The organism is Vibrio sinus (assembly GCF_023634645.1).
Taxonomy (GTDB): Bacteria; Pseudomonadota; Gammaproteobacteria; order Enterobacterales; family Vibrionaceae; genus Vibrio; species Vibrio sinus.
Window position 1 is genome coordinate 196735 of the sequence record NZ_JAMKMR010000005.1, and the last position, 19194, is coordinate 215928.

13 protein-coding genes are annotated in these 19194 nt (G+C 39.7%); all 13 read left to right on the top strand.

Features of this window, described 5'->3' with window-relative positions; all coding sequences use genetic code 11:
* The first annotated feature begins 652 nt into the window (after positions 1-652).
* The 13 genes from M9194_RS07645 to M9194_RS07705 all read left to right on the top strand — a co-directional run bounded on the left by M9194_RS07645 (position 653) and on the right by M9194_RS07705 (position 19188).
* Positions 653-1975: a capsule assembly Wzi family protein gene (locus M9194_RS07645; RefSeq protein ID WP_250612036.1), complete on the top strand. Its 1323-nt coding sequence runs from the start codon at positions 653-655 to the stop codon at positions 1973-1975.
* Positions 1976-1984: 9 nt separating this feature from the next.
* A complete protein-coding gene (locus tag M9194_RS07650) occupies positions 1985-4792 on the top strand; it encodes an SLBB domain-containing protein (protein WP_250612037.1) in 2808 nt (935 codons plus the stop codon).
* 208 nt (positions 4793-5000) lie between these two features.
* Positions 5001-5975: a Wzz/FepE/Etk N-terminal domain-containing protein gene (locus M9194_RS07655; protein WP_250612038.1), complete on the top strand. Its 975-nt coding sequence runs from the start codon at positions 5001-5003 to the stop codon at positions 5973-5975.
* Positions 5976-6125: 150 nt separating this feature from the next.
* Positions 6126-7328: an O-antigen ligase family protein gene (locus tag M9194_RS07660; protein WP_250612039.1), complete on the top strand. Its 1203-nt coding sequence runs from the start codon at positions 6126-6128 to the stop codon at positions 7326-7328.
* On the top strand, positions 7325-8323 hold the full coding sequence (locus M9194_RS07665) for a glycosyltransferase family 4 protein (RefSeq protein WP_250612040.1): 999 nt from the start codon (positions 7325-7327) through the stop codon (positions 8321-8323). Before M9194_RS07660 ends, M9194_RS07665 begins: the two co-directional genes overlap by 4 nt.
* 2 nt (positions 8324-8325) lie before the next feature.
* The gene (locus tag M9194_RS07670; protein ID WP_250612041.1) at positions 8326-9480 is read left to right on the top strand and encodes a glycosyltransferase family 4 protein; all 1155 of its coding nucleotides are present in this window, start codon (positions 8326-8328) and stop codon (positions 9478-9480) included.
* Between the two features lie 24 nt (positions 9481-9504).
* Positions 9505-10938 carry a mannose-1-phosphate guanylyltransferase/mannose-6-phosphate isomerase gene (locus M9194_RS07675; RefSeq protein WP_250612042.1) on the top strand — a complete coding sequence of 478 codons (1434 nt, stop codon included), beginning with the start codon at positions 9505-9507 and terminating at the stop codon, positions 10936-10938.
* 75 nt (positions 10939-11013) lie between these two features.
* Positions 11014-12402: a phosphomannomutase CpsG gene (gene cpsG / locus M9194_RS07680; RefSeq protein WP_284676534.1), complete on the top strand. Its 1389-nt coding sequence runs from the start codon at positions 11014-11016 to the stop codon at positions 12400-12402.
* Positions 12403-12543: 141 nt separating this feature from the next.
* On the top strand, positions 12544-13989 hold the full coding sequence (gene wbaP, locus M9194_RS07685; protein WP_250612043.1) for an undecaprenyl-phosphate galactose phosphotransferase WbaP: 1446 nt from the start codon (positions 12544-12546) through the stop codon (positions 13987-13989).
* Positions 13990-14042: 53 nt separating this feature from the next.
* Positions 14043-15188, top strand: coding sequence for a glycosyltransferase family 4 protein (locus M9194_RS07690; protein ID WP_250612044.1), 1146 nt, complete (start codon positions 14043-14045; stop codon positions 15186-15188).
* Positions 15189-15199: 11 nt separating this feature from the next.
* A complete protein-coding gene (locus M9194_RS07695) occupies positions 15200-16366 on the top strand; it encodes a nucleotide sugar dehydrogenase (protein ID WP_250612045.1) in 1167 nt (388 codons plus the stop codon).
* A 145-nt stretch (positions 16367-16511) separates the two neighbouring features.
* A complete protein-coding gene (locus M9194_RS07700; protein ID WP_250612046.1) occupies positions 16512-17918 on the top strand; it encodes a lipopolysaccharide biosynthesis protein in 1407 nt (468 codons plus the stop codon).
* Between the two features lie 112 nt (positions 17919-18030).
* Positions 18031-19188 (top strand): glycosyltransferase family 4 protein, encoded by a 1158-nt coding sequence (locus tag M9194_RS07705; RefSeq protein ID WP_250612047.1) that lies wholly within the window; start codon positions 18031-18033, stop codon positions 19186-19188.
* The last annotated feature ends 6 nt before the right edge of the window (positions 19189-19194 follow it).

A 19194-nucleotide genomic window follows, 5' to 3' on the forward strand; every position in this document is an offset into this window, starting at 1 on the left:
TGGATTGATTTATTGAAGAGTCTTCAAATTACCTACTTAGAACACATCTATCTTGATAATAGGACAATTTTAATGAGATATCACCTCGTCGAAGGTTTACTCTTGCTAAAATTTTTATCCGTGGGGTTAGGTAATGACTCCAACTCCTGATATATCGTATAACCAAATATTTCGGAAGTGTTTATGGTGCACGTCCTCCCTAAAAATATTCTGAGCAACTTGTTCAGGATTCTTTGGTTAAATAGTTTCATAATCAATGGGTAAAATGCAATTTCCAAAGAGCTCAATGTCTCGACCATTACGCTATAAAGGAAAATAAAAAGGGACCTATATCACCTGAAATGTAGTACTTTTTATAACATAATTGGCTGCCATGATAGTGTGATTGGGAATACTGTTTATATGATTTTAATTGTAAGCATTCATCGTGTTTACATTCATGTGACAATATCCAGTCCCAATATAGACTATTGTTATTTATATTAATAGCGTTAGGTAAATATAGTTCCAGTGAACGCTAGTAATTTTTTGATTTAATTATTGAGCTGATGTTTTAAAGTAAAATATGCTTTTATATTGAATTTTGTTCTATGTAATAGTTTTTATATAAAAAGTTAGAGAGGGAGGTCTATTTTTTATCTGAGGTTTTTGATTGCGTTGTTTTAAAATATTGTTTATCGGATTATTGGTAACTCTTGTATGGCAGACTCAAGCTTCTCCTTGGGTTGAGCCAGACAATCCAATGCTAAGAGTGAACCTTCAGCAGTTAGCTGATGCGGGCTATATTAAAGCTCCTTTAACTACTTTTCCGCTGCAGTGGGCGTTGATTAGTGACGATCTGCAACGTATCGACCCAACTACGCTACCAGCGTATCTAAAGCTTTCTTATCGTTATGTGAAACACTATTACAATGATGCGCGTTTAGGACGCGGTAATTCACATCTTAGAATGATGAGTGCTACGCAAACATCTTACAATTTGGGCTATGGCTCATTTGCCCGCGACAATTGGGGTGTTTATTCAAGCTATGAGTCGACCGACGCAAACTATTCATATCGTCTAAATGCCAACTATGCCAAGCAAGCCGATGGTAGTAAAGATTTTAACTACCAAGGAAGTTATCTTGCGATGGCACAAGGGCAGTACACGATTGCCGCTGGTGAGCTTGATCGCTGGTGGGGGCCAGGCTGGCAATCTAGTTTGACTTGGTCGCAAAACAGTTATCCTATCCCTGCTATATCAGTCTCCCGTTTCGGGCTGAACAACCTAGTGCTGGGCGATTGGTCAATTATATCGTTGGTAGGGAAGTTAGATTCCGTTTCTCCAAACAATTACTTGTGGGGAACACGTGCCATGACTCATCCTGTGCAATGGCTAGAACTTGGTGGCTCTTTTCAAAGTTATTGGGGAGCGTCGGACAAGCAACCTTATCAAGAATTTCCGGATGTTGTTGTAGATAACGAAGACAGCGCCAAACGCCAGACTAGTCTCGATATGCATATACAGCTACCGACTGTTGCAGAAGTAAGCCAAGGTATCTATGGGCAGGTCGTGAGCGGCCAGTCGCAAACGGAACTTTCAAGCTATCTCTATGGGTGGGAAAGCAGTTGGTTTGTGTTAGGCCAGCAGGCACACCTTATTTTTGAGCGACAAGAACTTCGTGATTCATACCAATTGTCGAATGACTACGATCCAAACCTAATGGTCGACGGCGGATTAGCTATTAATGATCAGAGGTTCGAATCGCTTTGGTCAGCTGGCGGCTATCTACTGTTTAGCAACAATCATCAATTACAACTTTTTGTACATCGAATCAATCCTCAGACTGATTCGACGTACTATCAAACTTCTTTGGAATATCAGCTACCTCTTTGGAAAGGACAACTGCACTTGGGCGGCGATTATCGTTCACAGCGAATGAACGGGGATCGACTGGGTATGTGGATTGGCTGGGACTTTCGTTTTTCGGATTAGAGTAAAGTTATGAGAAAAATATCAATTAAATTGTTAGATCATACACTCAAGAGGACAGCTTTTGCTTTGTGTGGCCTGCTAACGTTTACTGGAACTGCGATGGCCTTTACGCCAACAGCTGCGCAGATCTCGGAATTTAAGTCGCTGCCAAAATCTGAGCAGGTAGCCTTAGCGAAACAATATGGTGTTGATTTAAGCCAATTCAATGTGAGTAGCGATAGTAGCAGCCAACAGCAGAAAGCAAACTCGGCACCGACCATTTTACCTCGTAGTGTTGATTATCAAGACAATACTCAACGCAATCTAAATGTAGCGGTGAAGCCTTACCAAAATCAAGGATTAAAACCTTTTGGTTATGATGTGTTTGCTGGTAAACCAACTACTAATACACCACTTAACGATATCCCCGTGCCGAATGATTATGTGATTGGCCCAGGTGATGAAATCAAAATCCAACTCTATGGAAAAGATAACCAAAGTTATAGCTTAGATGTTGGACGTAACGGAGAAATTGATTTTCCTGGTCTAGGTCCGATTTCTGTAGCTGGTCAGAGCTTCCACGAGTTGAAACAAGCTTTAAAAGAGCGCGTAGCAAAGCAGATGATCGGCAATAAGATCTCTGTAAGCATGGGTACATTACGCACTATTCCTGTATTCGTGTTAGGGGATGCGTATCAACCTGGCGCTTATAACGTGAACTCGTTAACGACTGTTTCACAAGCTTTAATTGCAGCTGGCGGTATTGACACAGTTGGCTCGTTAAGAAATATCCAAATTAAGCGTCATGGTAAGTTGGTCGAGCATTTCGATCTCTATCAAATGCTGCTAAACGGAAACTCAAAACAAGATATTCGCCTTCGTGCAGGGGATGTAGTCTTCATTCCAGCTAAAGGTTCTACCATCAGTATCGATGGAGCCGTGCAGCGCCCAGCTATTTATGAGTTAAAAGGTGGAGAAACACTAGCACAGGCAATTCATAACGCTGGCGGAATCACAGCAACTGGTAGTCAAACGCACATTACAGTAAAACGCCAAACGAACAATGGTATTAAAGTCTTTACTCTAGATATGGCGAAAAATGGCGACCGTAACTTTAAGCTAGAAAATGGCGACAAGCTTAAAATTAATGACAAAAGTACACAGCTAACTAGCTATGTCCAAGTGAAAGGTGCGGTTGTTCGTCCAGGTGATTACCAATTCCACAGAGGAATGCATATTTCCGATCTGTTTAGTTCAGTGAACTCAGCTTTACAAGATCATGTTGATTTGAACTACGCGTTACTGGTTCGTCAAATCAATATGCAAGGTGATATTGAGACTTATCAGTTTGAACTTAAAAAAGCGATTACAGAGCCAAAGAGCTCAGCAAATTTAGAGTTGCACAACAGAGATGAGATTTTAGTCTTTAGTGAAGCTCATAGTGCTCTATTGCAAAATGGCGACAACTCAAACAGCAACAATCTAAATGGTAACGGTGTAAATAGTGACAATCTAAACAGTGCTAACCAAAACAACGTTAACTCAAGCAATGGCAACTTGGCGAATGTTGGTTTAAACGGCGCTAACGTAAACAATGCAAACCTCAATAACGTAAATTCCAACAACGCGAGTGCAAATAGCACCAACGCTAACAGCAATAATTCTATGTTGAATGCACAAGTAAATCAGATGCCTTCAATAAAGAATTTGAGTTTGCAAGCTCTCGAACAAAAAACAAAGGGTGAGCAATCGTCTGACTTTTCGCGCAACGCCCTATTAGCCCCAGTAATCGATGAGTTGCGTCAACAAGCGACTCCATCTCATCCAGTTCAGGTTGTAGAAGTGAGCGGCGCAGTAAGATACCCGGGTGTTTATCCGTTAAGTGTCAATTATAGATTGAGTGACCTTATCACTGCCGCTGGTGGTTTGGTTGAATCAGCAGAATCACGAACAGGTGAAATGAGCCGCGTTGCGATCGTCAATGGACAGCAGCATATCACTCACCAAAATTTCGCGCTTGGTAAAGCTTTGAATGTTAACAGTGCTGATGACTTTAAGCTTCAATCGAAAGATCGCATCAATGTTTTCATGAAACCTGAATGGCGTGAAGAGAGCACTGTAACTCTTAACGGAGCGGTTAAGTTCCCAGGAACTTACACCATTCAGCAAGGTGAGACACTAGACGATGTGATTAAACGAGCTGGCGGCTTAACACGATTTGCATACGCAGACGGTGCGGTTTTAAGTCGAGTAAGCTTGAAAAAAGCTGAAGCGGCGAAGTTAAATATGTTAAAGCAACAGATGCAGCAGGAAATTGCTGAACTGACTTTGCGCCGACAAACATCTGTGGCGTCTTATCCAACTTCTCCAATGGATGCGATGAAAGTCGTCGACAAATTGCAAACAGCCAAACCTATTGGACGTCTTGTTATCAACCTGCCCGCAATTCTGAAAGGAAACAAGCAGGATGACGTGATGCTACAAAACGGCGACACGCTTTATGTTCCTGTGAAGCAGAACGTAATCAGTGTTGTTGGCCAAGTTCAGTTCCCAGCGAGTTTTGTATTCAATCCGCGTGAAAGCTTGAGTGATTACATCAGTAAAGCAGGTGGCACTAAGGTTCAGGCAGACAAGGATCGCATGTATGTAATCCGTGCAAATGGATCAGTAATGCTTCCAAACAACTCTTACTGGTTTAGCCGCAAAGATGATTCACTGCACCCAGGTGACACAATTGTCGTGCCAATCAACAGTAACTATCTAGATAGCTTGAGCGTATGGAGCACAGCGACTCAGATGTTGTATCAGATGGGCGTAGCTTGGAAGGCTGTTCAGTAATAGTAGAAAGCTCGTTAGCAGTCGTAAGATTGTTAACGAGCTCAGTTAGATACATTAGAGTTAAATAAATATTGTTAGTTTGAATATATGATATTTGAATAGTGAAGATAACTAAATCAATACCTCTTTGTTATATAAATGTGACTAAGTAACAGACTACTAAAATTTGATGTATTGTAAATCGATATAATATAAATAGATAAGTATTATGAATAAGATAGAGTGCAAAGCGTCTAACAGGAATAATATTACTTCAGAGAATAAATACAAATCAGATGATGATATGATTGATCTGTTTAAATATTATTCTCTATTGTGGAGAGATAGAAAAATAATCATCTATGTTACTCTTTTAGTTACAACACTAGGCGTCGTATTTAGCTTAATACTACCAAATGTCTACCGATCATCAGTTTTAATCGCTCCGGCACAAGAACACTCACAGATGGGAGCGATGGTTAGTCAACTTGGTGGTTTGGCATCGTTGGCGGGAATTAAATTGGGACAGGGTGGTGAGCAAACAACTGAAATTGCTTTGGCTAGTTTAACTTCAAGGCAATTTATAACTCACTTTATAAATCAACATCATCTGCTGCCTGAGCTTATGGCTTTAAAAAAGTGGAATGCTAAAGATAATAAGCTAATATTCGATTCAGACGTTTACAATCAAAAAACAAATAGCTGGCATGGACACGAATTTTTTAATGATGCTAGTAAACCAACAGCTAGCGATGCCTATAAAGCATTTAATAAAATATTGTCAGTGCAGGCTGATAAAGAGACAGGTTTTATTAGCGTCTCAGTTGATTCAAAGTCTCCATATCTTGCACAGCAGTGGACAACATGGTTAGTAGAAGATATTAACAACTGGATGAAAATTCGTAAAATTGACTCAACAAAAAAGAATATTCAATATTTAGAGGCGCAACTTAAAAAAACTTCTGTTACGGATATGATAGCAACATTTAATAAGCTAATTGAGCAGCAGACTAAACAGTTGATGCTGGCTGAGGCCCAAAATGAATATGCTTTCCAAACAATAGACAAAGCTGTAGTTCCTCAAGAGAAGTTTAAGCCAAGAAGGTTAGTTATTTCGGTTTTGTCGTTTATACTTGGTATTATATTCGGTGCAGTCGTTGTTCTTTCTTTGAATATAAAGCGTAAACTTACTTGTGAACGCTAATGCTTTCATTTCTAATAGTCTGAGAGAGTTAAAGAATTATTGTATTGATGGGATATTGTAAATATGTACAATTTTGAGTTTATTGGAAGATGGCATTAATAAGCAACTATAACTTAAGACACCTTTGTAACAAATCGTGTGGGTTCATATATGTATATTAGACGTACAAGTATTGTCATGTGGATGATGGTTGTATCATGCCTTTCCACCGACGTTGCTATAGGAGCTGTTAAAGTTTGGGAGTTAATGGTTATTTTATTGTTTCCTTTTTTTATGAAGGAAATTCGTAAAAGCTCACTCAAGCTTTTTCTTGTGCTAGCGATTTTATATTTTGAATCTTTAATTGTTACTTATTATAGCGTTGATGTTTTTTATAACTATAGCTTCTTAAAGTCTAAGTATTTCATATCAACCTCTAGATTTCTTGAGCTTATATTTTGTGCATTCTTAATTGATCTTCTGCATAATTTTTTTTCTACTAAAGATGAATATGATTTCATACCCATGCTTAGATCGTTTTTAAATAAAAATGTAATATTGCTGATATTGATTCTATTTGTATTTTTCCTTGATGTTGTGCTTAAAACTCATTTTGTAAGTTATGGTTCAAGTCATCGTTTGAAAGGCCTTTACGTCGAAGGAGGGCCATTTGGGTTATATATTAGCTGTTTGTTTCTTTTTGAATTGTATTTTTTTAAGCGAAAGGCGATATTAGTTTTTTTTCTGATCTTGTTGTTACTTACACAATCGAAAGCGAGTTATGTATTTTGTGCACTTGGGATTGCTTATATAATTTTTGTGCGAGTAAAACAGCTTAATGGTTTCATTGACTTCAGAAATAAAATTCGCTTCTGCTTTTTTATTATCTTTGTTGCTTTATTCAGCGTTTTTGCCATATTTATTTTTGCTAAGAACTACATTAAGGATGGAGATAATATGAAACCGTATATTTCTTCTCATATGAATGATAATTCAGCTGTTATGGGAAGAGTTGCTGCATCATATATTGGCGTAAATATGATAAAAGAGCATCCTTTAGTTGGAGTTGGTTTAGGTAATTACTCTTTAGTACGAAATTCACAACCTTACAGAGGTTTTTTTCCAATTGTAAAAGGTTGGGATCTTACAGGGTTAGGAGGAGTATTTACGCTACAGGTAGAAAATGGTCTTTTTGGAGTTGTTTTGTTTCTAGGGTGGGTGATAAGTTATTTTTCTTTAAAAAAAGATAGCTTAATATTTGTGATTTTATTTTTATTCCCCATGTTATTGGGAGCGCAATTATATATGGTTTATCCTTGGTTTTTCGCTGGGCTGTATGGCCTTTACAAAGCTGATAAGGAGAAGGTTCTATGATTCTTGTCGATGAGCGTTGGTCAGGTTTTGGAGGCATTGGCCGCTTTGCTGATGAAATTTCCGCACGATTCAGTAGCTCAACAGCCGTTAATTCAGCATGTAGCCCTGCGTCCCTATTTAATCCAATTGCGCTAGCGTTAGCTCTTGCAAAACAAAAAAAGGAAGATGTCGCATTTCTACCGGGTTATATACCGCCTATTTACTCTAGTGTTCCCTATGTTTTCACTGTACACGATCTTAATCATCTTGATCGTCCCGAAAATGCTAGTTTTTTAAAGTCTCTTTTTTATCGGTTTTTTATTAAACCCGGGTGTCATCGTGCTGCCGCGGTATTGACCGTATCTGAATTTTCTCGACAGAGAATTATTGAATGGAGCGGGGTGGCAGCGGATAAGGTAATCAATGTAGGTAATGGTGTAGACGATGCTTATTCGCCAAATGTAGAACCTTACTCTCCTGGTCACCCATATCTTTTATGTGTGGGTAACCGTAAGCCACATAAAAATGAACCAATGTTAATCCGAGCTTTTGCTCAAGCTCAAATAGATAGCAACATTAGGTTACTGTTTACTGGCAATGCAACAGAAGAGTTAGAAGCGTTGATATCGTCTCTAGGTTTGGAGTCAAGAGTTTCTTTCTATGGCTTTGTAGAAGAAGAGCAGCTTCCTTCTTTATACAAAGGGGCGTTAGCTCTAGTGTTTCCTTCTCTATATGAAGGGTTTGGTTTGCCAGTTATTGAATCTATGGCTTGTGGTACGCCTGTTATCACTTCCAACTGTACTTCATTACCAGAGGTCGCAGGAGACGCAGCTCTTTTAGTAGATCCCAATAGTAAAATTTCGATCTCTTCAGCTATTGAAAAACTGGTTTCTGATGAAGAGCTGCAAGAAAGCTTAGCTCTGCGCGGATTGGATCAGGCGAAAAAGTTTACTTGGGATTTAACTGCCCAGCTTGTTGAATCTGTGTTGTTAGATGCAGCAAAAAACAAGGTGTAAGTATGAATTCTGATATTAGTGTTGCATTAGTTTGCGATTGGCTTGTGACCTATGCTGGCGCAGAAAGAGTACTGGAGTCGATGCTTGATATTTATCCAGAAAGCGAGCTGAATTCATTGGTTGACTTTGTACCAGAAAAGCAGCGTTCATTTTTAAAGGGCAAACGAGCCAATACGACCTTTATTCAGAAGCTGCCGTTTGCCAAGAAAAAATACCAAAAATATCTGCCATTAATGCCACTTGCAATAGAGCAGTTAGATGTTTCGAAAAGCGATATTGTTTTGTCGAGCAGTCATGCTGTCGCGAAAGGTGTACTAACAGGGCCTGATCAACTGCATATTAGCTATGTGCACTCGCCAATTCGCTACGCATGGGATCTGCAGCATCAATATTTACAAGAAGCCGGTCTAAATAAGGGGCTAAAGGGTTGGCTGGCGAAATGGTTTCTACACAAAATCCGTACTTGGGATTACCGCACAGCTAACGGGGTAGACCACTTTATCGCAAATTCTCATTTTATTGCACGCCGAATTAAAAAAGTTTATGGCCGCAAAGCAGCTGTTATCTACCCTCCGGTTGCGGTTGAAGATTTTCCTTTGGTGGAAGAAAAAGAAGACTTTTACTTCACCGCATCTCGAATGGTGCCATATAAACGTATGGATTTAATTGTGGAAGCATTCTCTAAAATGCCGGATAAACGCCTGATTGTGATTGGTGACGGTAGCGAGTTTGAAAAAATAAAAAGTAAGGCAGCTTCCAACGTTGAGTTAATGGGGTATCAGCCTTTTTCTGTGCTGAAAGAGCATATGCAAAAAGCAAAAGCATTTGTGTTCGCTGCTGAAGAGGATTTTGGTATTACTCCTGTGGAGGCTCAAGCTTGCGGAACACCAGTGGTGGCTTTTGGTAAAGGCGGTGCTCTCGAGACTGTACGTCCGCTAGGTGTCGATGAACCAACCGGACTATTTTTCAAGCAACAGACGGTCGAAGCTGTTTGTGCAGCTGTTGAAACATTTGAAAAAGAGTCGCACGAGTTTTCACCACAAGCGTGCCGAAACAACGCCGAAAAGTTTTCGACAGAGCGCTTCGAAAATGAATTAAAAGAGTTTGTAAGTGAAAAATGGGCTGAATTTTCTGCCAATAAACAGATCACTTACTAGTAAATATTACGAGAATATATCCATATGAAAACATCTCTTCTCCCTGTAATTATGGCTGGCGGCAGTGGCAGTCGACTTTGGCCATCTTCACGTGAGCTATACCCGAAGCAGTTCTTGAAGCTCGACGGTGAACTCACGATGTTGCAGAACACTCTGGATCGCTTGAAAGGTTTAGAGTGCGCTAATCCAGTCGTTATTTGCAATGAAGAGCATCGTTTTTTAGTAGCAGCGCAGCTTCGTCAAGTTGACAAGCTAGCGCATAACATCATTTTGGAGCCAGCTGGCCGGAATACAGCGCCAGCAATTTCGCTAGCTGCGTTAGTTGCAGACCAGCAAGGAGAAGAGAACGAGCAAGATCCATTGTTGTTGGTTTTGGCTGCAGATCATGTAATCAAAGATCAAGCGGCTTTTCGTGCTGCAGTAAATTCAGCTATACCATTTGCTGAGGAAGGTAAGCTTGTGACGTTTGGTATTGTCCCGACCGGCCCAGAAACTGGTTACGGCTATATTCGTCGTGGTGCGCCAGAAAGTTGCGAGCAGCAATCGGACAGTGTGGCGTTTTCTGTGGCTCAGTTTGTTGAGAAACCGAATTTAGAAACTGCAACTGAGTATTTGCAGACTGGCGAGTATTACTGGAATAGCGGTATGTTTCTCTTCCGAGCCAGTACTTATTTGGCTGAATTAAGCAAGTTCCGTTCAGATATTCACTCTGCCTGCCAGAAAGCAGTTGGAACGATCAACCCTGATCTTGATTTTGTACGAGTAGATAAAGAAGCATTTTTGGCTTGTCCGAGCGAATCCATTGACTATGCAGTCATGGAGAAGACAGCGGACGCAGTTGTCGTTCCAATGGATGCAGGATGGAGCGATGTAGGCTCTTGGTCATCTTTATGGGAAATTTCTGATAAAGACACAGATGGTAATGTGAAGCATGGTGATGTTATGAGCTATGACAGCCATAACAACTACCTCTATGCTGAAACAGCTCTGGTTGCAACGGTTGGTGTGAAAGATCTGGTTGTGATTCAAAGTAAAGATGCACTTTTGGTTGCTGACAAAAACCAGGTGCAGGACGTGAAAAAAATAGTGGAACAGATCAAGTCTGATGGCCGTTCCGAACATCGTGTTCACCGTGAAGTTCACAGGCCTTGGGGCAAATATGATTCGATTGATGATGGCGACCGTTATCAAGTTAAACGTATAACCGTGAAGCCGGGCGAAAAGCTTTCCACACAAATGCACCACCACCGCTCTGAACATTGGATTGTCGTTTCTGGTACCGCTCGAGTTACCAATGGTGAGCAATTAAAACTGATCACCGAGAATCAATCAGTTTATATTCCTCTGGGGCAGCGTCACGCGTTAGAGAATGTCGGAAAAATACCACTAGAGCTCATCGAGATACAGTCAGGTTCGTATCTGGGTGAGGATGATATCGTTAGATTTGAAGATAGTTAATAGAATAATAAGTTGGAGAACAGCCCAAAAATAGGGGCTTATTTTCAACACATATAATTTAAGAGCAGTGTAATTATGAAAGATACTTTAGCCCCTAAGATGTTGAGCTGTTTTAAAGCTTACGATATCCGTGGTCGTTTGGGTGACGAACTCAATGAAGATATTGCCTACCGTATTGGTCGCGCTTTTGGTGAGTTTTCTCAACCCAAAACTGTAGTTGTTGGTGGCGATGTGCGCCTGACAAGTGAAAGTCTTAAACTCGCTTTAGCTCGTGGATTGCAAGATGCTGGAACGGATGTTTTAGATATCGGGATGTCTGGTACCGAGGAGATCTATTTTGCAACTTTCTACTTGGGTGTAGATGGTGGAATAGAGGTTACCGCTAGCCACAACCCAATGGATTACAACGGAATGAAATTAGTCCGTGAAGGCGCAAAACCGATCAGTGGTGATACAGGCTTACGTGATATTCAGCGATTAGCCGAGCAAAATCAATTTGCGCCAGTCGATAGTAACAAGCGTGGAGTCTACAAAAAGATTTCGATACTTGAAGCTTATACCGATCACCTGATGGGGTATATCAAGTCTGAAAATTTCAAACCAATGAAACTGGTGATCAATAGCGGTAACGGTGCTGCTGGGCACGTAATTGACGCTCTCGAAGAGCGGTTCAATCGTCAATCAATACCTGTGGAACTGATTAAGGTTCATCATCAAGCAGATGGTAACTTCCCAAATGGTATTCCAAATCCGTTACTTCCAGAATGCAGGCAAGACACAGCAGATGCTGTAAAAGCTCACAAAGCAGATATGGGTATTGCCTTTGATGGCGATTTTGATCGCTGTTTTATGTTCGATGCGAATGGTGATTTCATTGAAGGTTACTATATCGTTGGACTTTTAGCCGAAGCATTTTTGCAAAAGCATCCGAGTAGCAAAATCATCCATGATCCACGCCTATCATGGAACACTATTGATGTTGTTCAGACTTCTGGTGGTGAAGCGATTATGTCAAAAACTGGGCATGCTTTTATCAAAGAGAGGATGCGCAAAGAGGACGCGATATATGGTGGGGAAATGAGTGCGCATCACTATTTCCGAGATTTTGCCTATTGCGATTCTGGTATGATTCCGTGGTTATTAGTGGCTGAATTGCTTTGTGTAAGAGAGCAAACATTGCAGCAACTAGTCAGCGATCGTATGGCTGCATATCCTGCATCCGGTGAAATTAACTCTAAGTTAGAAGATCCGGCTACTGCAATAGCTCGTGTAAGAAACGAATTTGAGCCTGAAGCTCTGCTAGTAGATGAAACGGATGGTATTTCGCTTGAATTTAAAGACTGGCGATTCAATTTGCGTTCATCAAACACTGAGCCTGTTGTTCGGCTAAATGTTGAGTCTCGTGCAGATACTGCTTTGATGAAACAAAAAACAGAAGAGATATTGCGTCTTTTGCGTGAATGAAGCTCTTATTCAAGTTAATAGATTACATTAAGTGACGCTGTCAAACATCTAATTCTTATTAACTTTTAATGTACGTTAGAACCTTATCTTTATAGGTTTACGGTTGGCTCAAATTAAGTAGCCAACAAGGGGGAGATAATAATGCTGACTGATAGAGTAAAGCATTCTAGGTGTATTAACCAACTAGGCTTAATACTGGCTGATATTATTGGTTTTGTTATTGCATTTTCTGTGACTCACGGAATCATGCTCGTTACTGATGCTGAACATGCAATGACATATAATCAATGGCAAAATATGTTCCATGGCTATCAATGGTTTGTTAGCTCTTTTGGGCTAATGCTTGTAGCTATGGCAGTCTTTTGTTTGTATTTTCGTCACTATCGTTACCGGAAGACTTTTTGGAGTGAATTGAAACAAGTAATAATTACTATGTTCTCTATCGTTGTATTAAATTTAGCTTTGGTTTCATTAGTGGGTAAGAATATTAGCCATGATCGCTGGGCTAAATTTTGGGGACTAACGATAGTTTTTATACCTTTATCTCATTCCGTAATGAAGCGTATATTAAGTTATTTTGGACTTTGGCAATGGCCAACTTTCATCATTGGGTGCGGCCAAAATGCACGTGAAGCCTACCTAGCTATTAAAAGTGAAAAAAGGATGGGATTTGATGTTAAGGCATTTATAGCTCCTGACGAAGGTCACTACGAAAGCCCGATAAAAGGTGTGCCTTTGTTGCGAATCGAGACAGCAGCTTTAACAAATATGAAGAAAGCCCAGAAATTTATAGCGTTGGAATATACCCAATATCAACTATGCGACTTTTGGCTTCGAAAATTAGCTAGTAAGAAATTGAGAAACATTTCTGTCATACCTTCTTTACGTGGAATTCCTCTACATGGCACGGATGTTTCTCACTTCTTCAGTCATGAAGCATTGATGTTGCGCGTTCGGAATAATCTAGCTCGCCGTTCAGCTCAAGTGATGAAGCGAGGCTTTGACGTAGTTGTGTCATCCTTATTGTTAATTTTTCTATCTCCAATAATGCTATTTATTGGCTGGAAAGTGTCGCGTGATGGTGGGGCGCCGACTTATGGGCATGAACGTGTAGGGCAGCATGGCGAAAAGTTTAAATGTTTGAAATTTAGATCCATGGTTAGTAATTCTCAAGAAGTGTTGCAGGAGCTTTTGGAAAACGACCCTGAGGCTAGAGCTGAATGGGAAAAAGATTTTAAGCTGAAAAACGATCCTAGGATCACTCCGATTGGGCATTTTATTCGTAAAACCAGCTTAGATGAGCTTCCTCAATTATGGTGTGTGCTAAAAGGGGAAATGAGTTTGGTTGGGCCTCGCCCAGTTGTTCAACAAGAGTTGGAGCAATATTATGGCGAGAACTCAGACTACTACTTGATGGCAAAACCCGGTATGACAGGGCTTTGGCAGGTTAGCGGTCGAAGTGATACAGATTATGATACCCGTATTTACTTAGACGGATGGTATGTCAAAAACTGGTCTATGTGGTATGACATTGCAATGCTATTTAAAACGGTCGGCGTTGTATTACGAAGTGATGGCGCGTATTGAGTTTTTATTTATCAAATAGAATGTATGTAGCTTTATAATAGAGATGTTTTAATATGAAAGTTATGATAGTAAATACTCTTTACTCACCATACAAAGTTGGTGGTGCCGAAGTATCGACTCAATTACTGGCAGAAACCTTAGTTGAAAAAGGGCACCAAGTGAGAGTTGTAACTCTCACTAAAGAAAATAAACGCACACAGTCGGTAATAAATGGTGTAGAGGTTGCTTATTTGCCACTTAAAAATCTCTATTGGCCTTTTTCTGCTAATACTGAGCCTGCCTGGAAACGTTTATGTTGGCACCTGCTCGATCTCTATAATCCGTTTATGGTTAAACAGGTAGAAAAGGAGTTACAAGAGTTCAGGCCAGAGATTGTGCATACTAGTAACCTGGCCGGATTTTCAGTGGCAGTTTGGTCGATGGTGAAGCGATATAGCCTGCCGCTAATTCATACTATGAGAGATTATTATTTATTCCACCCTAATTGCACTTTATTTAAGGGTGGTAAAGATATTCCAATTGTAGCGAAGAGTGTGCAATGTTGGTCTTGGCTAAAACGCCGTTTTAGTAAGCATGTAGATGTCGCGATAGGTATTAGCCACTATATTTCAGATTTGCATCAGTCGGGCGGGATGTTTTCTAGCGCGGAGCACAAAGTTATTTATAACCCAGTACCTGCACCTCAAGTGAAACTGAATAGTATAAAACCTTTGAGCGTGGGCATTATTGGACGTTTAACAACAGAAAAAGGCTTTGATGAATTTTGCGATATAGCGGAGCGTTATAGCCGCAAGAATATCAGGTTTGTTGCTGCTGGACGTTTTGCAAATGGCCTTTTGGGAGAAGCTCTAAAAAGCCGTGCGGAAAAAGCCGATATAGAGCTACTGGGTTTTGTTCCCCTAGAGTCATTTTTAGCAGAAGTTGACGTTGTAATTCTACCGGTAAAATGGGAAGAACCTTTTGGGCGTACGGTTGTTGAGTGTGCACTGGCTGGAAAGCAAGTCTTTGCGTCTGCGAAAGGTGGCATTACTGAATTGATCCCCTATTTTAGTAACGTTCAAAACATTTCAGAACTTGAGCGTTACCTTGAAGGGTTAGACGAAGATTCGCTTGTACCTTTGACTGAAGTTAGCCAATCAGAACGAAGTAACTTTTCTCTATCAAATATTGCCGATCAATATATAGATAGCTATAGATAAATAGGACTAAGATGAAAATTTCAATTGCCGGAACGGGATACGTTGGCTTATCAAATGCGATGTTGCTTGCTCAACACAATGAAGTTATCGCGGTTGATATTGTTGAAGAGAAAATAAACCTTCTCAATGATAAAAAGTCGCCAATTATTGATCGAGAAATTGAAGATTTTTTAGAAAATAGGGAACTGAATTTCAGAGCGACTTTGGATAAGGAAGCGGCTTATCAAAATGCTGACTTTGTCATTATCGCAACGCCGACCGATTACGACCCACAGACAAACTATTTTAATACCGCTTCGGTAGAGGCCGTGATTAGAGATGTTATGGCAATCAACCCTGACGCGGTGATGGTGATTAAATCGACGGTTCCAGTCGGATACACTCAACGAATTAAACAAGAGTTCGGCTGTGAGAACCTGATCTTCTCACCTGAGTTTTTACGAGAGGGCCAAGCTTTGTACGACAACCTCCATCCGTCTCGTATTGTGGTAGGGGAGCGTTCTGAGCGAGCAGAATTATTTGCTGACCTTCTGGTTCAGGGCGCGATTAAGCAAGACATTGAGGTTCTACTGACTGACACCACAGAAGCGGAAGCGATTAAACTTTTTGCTAACACTTATCTGGCAATGCGGGTTTCCTATTTTAACGAACTCGATACCTATGCGGAAACTCATGGCTTAGATTCTCGTCAAGTTATAGAGGGTGTCTGCCTAGACCCACGGATCGGAGGACACTACAACAACCCGTCATTTGGTTATGGCGGATATTGTTTGCCAAAAGATACCAAACAGCTACGAGCCAATTATCAGGATGTCCCTAACGAGTTGATCAGTGCCATTGTTGATGCCAACCGAACCCGAAAAGATTTTATTGCCGAGTCGATAATCGCGAAAAGCCCTAAGACGGTTGGTGTTTATCGATTGGTGATGAAATCTGGTTCAGATAACTTCCGTGCTTCAGCAATGCAAGGAGTTATGAAGCGAATTAAGGCGAAAGGGATAGAAGTCGTAGTTTATGAACCAACGCTTGATGAACCTGAATTTTTTAACTCTCGAGTTATATCAGATTTAGAAGAGTTCAAGAATCAATCAGATATCATCATTACTAACCGACACAATAATGAACTTTCTGATGTTTTGGATAAAGTTTACACTCGCGATCTTTTTGCTTGTGACTAGTGATGAGTTTTATGTGTAGGTTCGGCTTAAGTAATAGCTAATTCGTTACATATTCTCGACTATTCGCAGCATCGACACTAGGTTAAGTTGCTTAGAATCTAGTGTCGATTGAAATTATTTATAGCCTGACTTAAAGGAAGGAATATTGAATACTAAAAAGATAATATCTTTTTCGCTAGGGCCTTTAGGGGCAGCTTTTTTTAGTTTTATAACAATGCCAATTACCGCATGGATTTTTTCTATTGAAGACATTGGCCGATTGTCGATATTTCAGGTTATTGTTACTTTCTCGACACTGCTGTTTAGTATGGGACTAGACCAAGCTTATGTCAGAGAATACCATGAATCAAAAGATAAGCCTGCTCTTCTAAAAGTCACGTTACTCCCAGGCTTTTGTCTGTTGTTTATAGCAGCATCGCTATTATGGATTTTACCCTTTCAATGGTCTGAGATGGTATTTTCTGCCCGTGATCCATCAGTGAGTATGCTTCTTGTGATTTGTCTTTTTTGTTCATTCTTGTCAAGATTTTTGTCATTGACTCTTAGAATGGAAGAGAGAGCAATCGCATATTCAATGAGTCAACTAACCCCTAAAGTAGTGATGTTGATTTTTGTTACAATGTATTATTTAAGTAGCATCAAATTAGATTTTTCTGAGTTGGCTTCGGCTTTTACGGCATCGCAAGTTACTGTATTGGTGGTTTTATTATTTAATACCAAGAAACAATGGCTTAGTGCTATTCAATCAAAGCTGGATAAGAAATATCTTATTGTTATCCTGAAGTTTGGAACACCTTTGGTGTTCGGAGCTGTTGCATATTGGGGGCTGACAGCTCTTGATCGTTTTGTCCTTAGGGCATCATCTACATTTGACGAACTGGGATTATACTCCGTGTCTATTTCATTTGCATCAGCCGGTGTAATAATACAAAGTGTATTTTCTACTATTTGGGCTCCAACTGTCTATAAATGGGCCGCAAATGGCCTTGAAAACGAGAAAATTGAAAAAGTAATAGATGCCGTTTTATTTTTTGTCCTAATCCTGTTTTCGATATCGGGACTACTTTCTTGGTTAGTAATATATGTACTACCGGAAAAATATAACTCTGTCCAATACATCGTAATATCTTGTATTGCACTTCCATTATTATATGCGTTGTCTGAAGCAACTGTCGTTGGTATAGGGTTAAAAAAGAAAACAATTTTTGCAATGATGTCTTCTTTTATCGCACTTGTTGTGAATATTGTAGCACTTTATTTCTTTGTCCCAAAGTACGGTGCAGCAGGTGCGGCGGTCTCAACAGCAATTTCTTTCTGGGTGTTTTTATTTCTTAGAACGGAGTTCTCCGCTAGAGTTTGGTATTCATTTCCTAGAGTTAAAATTTACTTTTCCACATTTGTAGTCGTATGTTTGTCATGTTTAAACTCTCTATTTGGGAGTGAATATAAAACTGTATTTATAACTTCTTGGATGGCTTTCTTAGTTTTGTTTGTTGTTTTTAACTTTAAGTATGTAGTTAACATCTATGGGGTTGCTGTTAAAAATAAATGACACATCTTAGATGTTAATATTTTCCAGTACTAATGTATTTAAACGTGGAATTTAACCACGATACTAGACATCGACTTTATCCTCTAGTTATAACTGAATGGAAACATGATTTATGAAAGTGCTTACTATTACAACTGATTACCTACCGAAAATCGGAGGGATATCCAGCCACATTTATTATTTGAACAGAAATCTAGCACGGATAGGGGTTGAACCTCATGTTCTCCATATTGTAGAGAACTCTACAGAGGACAAGTATGAGATCTCCTTTGACGAATTTCACGTTCATAAGTTATACATCTCAGACAATTTGATTGGAATGAAAAAACTGAAGTACCGTAATGTCATTAAAAAAATATTGATTGAGCACTTTAGTGATGTGGATATTATACATACTCATGAGTTGTTCAATACGGAGTATTTGGTAGATTATTCTAACTACAAGTGGGTCTGGACGAACCACACTAGTCGATTTAATGAATTTGTTAATGAAACTGGATTTAAAAGTCGAGTAAAACAAATAATCGAACGAAATCAGTTAAAGCATGCGGATAGGGTTGTTTGTGTCAGTAAATTTGTTGAGAATAATACTGTTAGCTTTTTCTCAAGAAAGAAAGAAGTAGCCGTAATTCCTAACGGAATAGAGCTAGAACGATTTGATAGCATTGACCGTAAGTATTTGAATGAATACTCCCGGAAACTAAACTTGCCAAAGAATAAAACAGTGGTTTTAATCGTTGCCCGTTGGTTTCCAGTGAAAGGAATCCATATAGCAATCGATGCTATGAACATCTTGAAGGAAAGGTATCCGTCTAAATTCGAAAGGTTACATTTTGTATTTGCTGGAGCAGGGGATTCCGATGTTGACTATAGAAAGGCGCAAGAAAAAAGAATTTCAGAGTTTCGAAACTATACGATGTTGGACTTGGTGACGAAGGAGGATATGCCTTTTTTATATAACTGTGGTGACATTGTATTAATTCCCTCATTATACGAGTCTGCACCGGTAGCGCTTTTAGAAGCTATGGGAAGCAAAAGAATAGTATTAGCGGCTAAAGTAGGTGGACTACAGTATAATCTAAAAGATGGTGTTACTGGCTTTTTCTTTGAGCGCGCTAATGCAGTTGATCTTGTGGAAAAGTTACTGAACATAGAAAGCTGTGATCAAATTGATGCGATAAGGAAACATGCATTTGAAGAGGTTTGTAATAAATATACTTGGGACCAAGTAGCACGCCAAACAAAAAGTATTTATGACAGTGTGCTTTAGTTTTAT

Bases quoted from the DNA above. Each gene is read 5' to 3' on its own strand.
- M9194_RS07655 (WP_250612038.1), top strand. From the start codon at position 5,001: ATGAATAAGATAGAGTGCAAAGCGTCTAACAGGAATAATATTACTTCA.
- M9194_RS07705 (WP_250612047.1), top strand. From the start codon at position 18,031: ATGAAAGTGCTTACTATTACAACTGATTACCTACCGAAAATCGGAGGG.
- cpsG (WP_284676534.1), top strand. From the start codon at position 11,014: ATGAAAGATACTTTAGCCCCTAAGATGTTGAGCTGTTTTAAAGCTTAC.
- M9194_RS07670 (WP_250612041.1), top strand. From the start codon at position 8,326: ATGAATTCTGATATTAGTGTTGCATTAGTTTGCGATTGGCTTGTGACC.
- M9194_RS07690 (WP_250612044.1), top strand. From the start codon at position 14,043: ATGAAAGTTATGATAGTAAATACTCTTTACTCACCATACAAAGTTGGT.
- M9194_RS07660 (WP_250612039.1), top strand. From the start codon at position 6,126: ATGTATATTAGACGTACAAGTATTGTCATGTGGATGATGGTTGTATCA.
- M9194_RS07695 (WP_250612045.1), top strand. From the start codon at position 15,200: ATGAAAATTTCAATTGCCGGAACGGGATACGTTGGCTTATCAAATGCG.
- M9194_RS07675 (WP_250612042.1), top strand. From the start codon at position 9,505: ATGAAAACATCTCTTCTCCCTGTAATTATGGCTGGCGGCAGTGGCAGT.
- wbaP (WP_250612043.1), top strand. From the start codon at position 12,544: ATGCTGACTGATAGAGTAAAGCATTCTAGGTGTATTAACCAACTAGGC.
- M9194_RS07665 (WP_250612040.1), top strand. From the start codon at position 7,325: ATGATTCTTGTCGATGAGCGTTGGTCAGGTTTTGGAGGCATTGGCCGC.
- M9194_RS07650 (WP_250612037.1), top strand. From the start codon at position 1,985: ATGAGAAAAATATCAATTAAATTGTTAGATCATACACTCAAGAGGACA.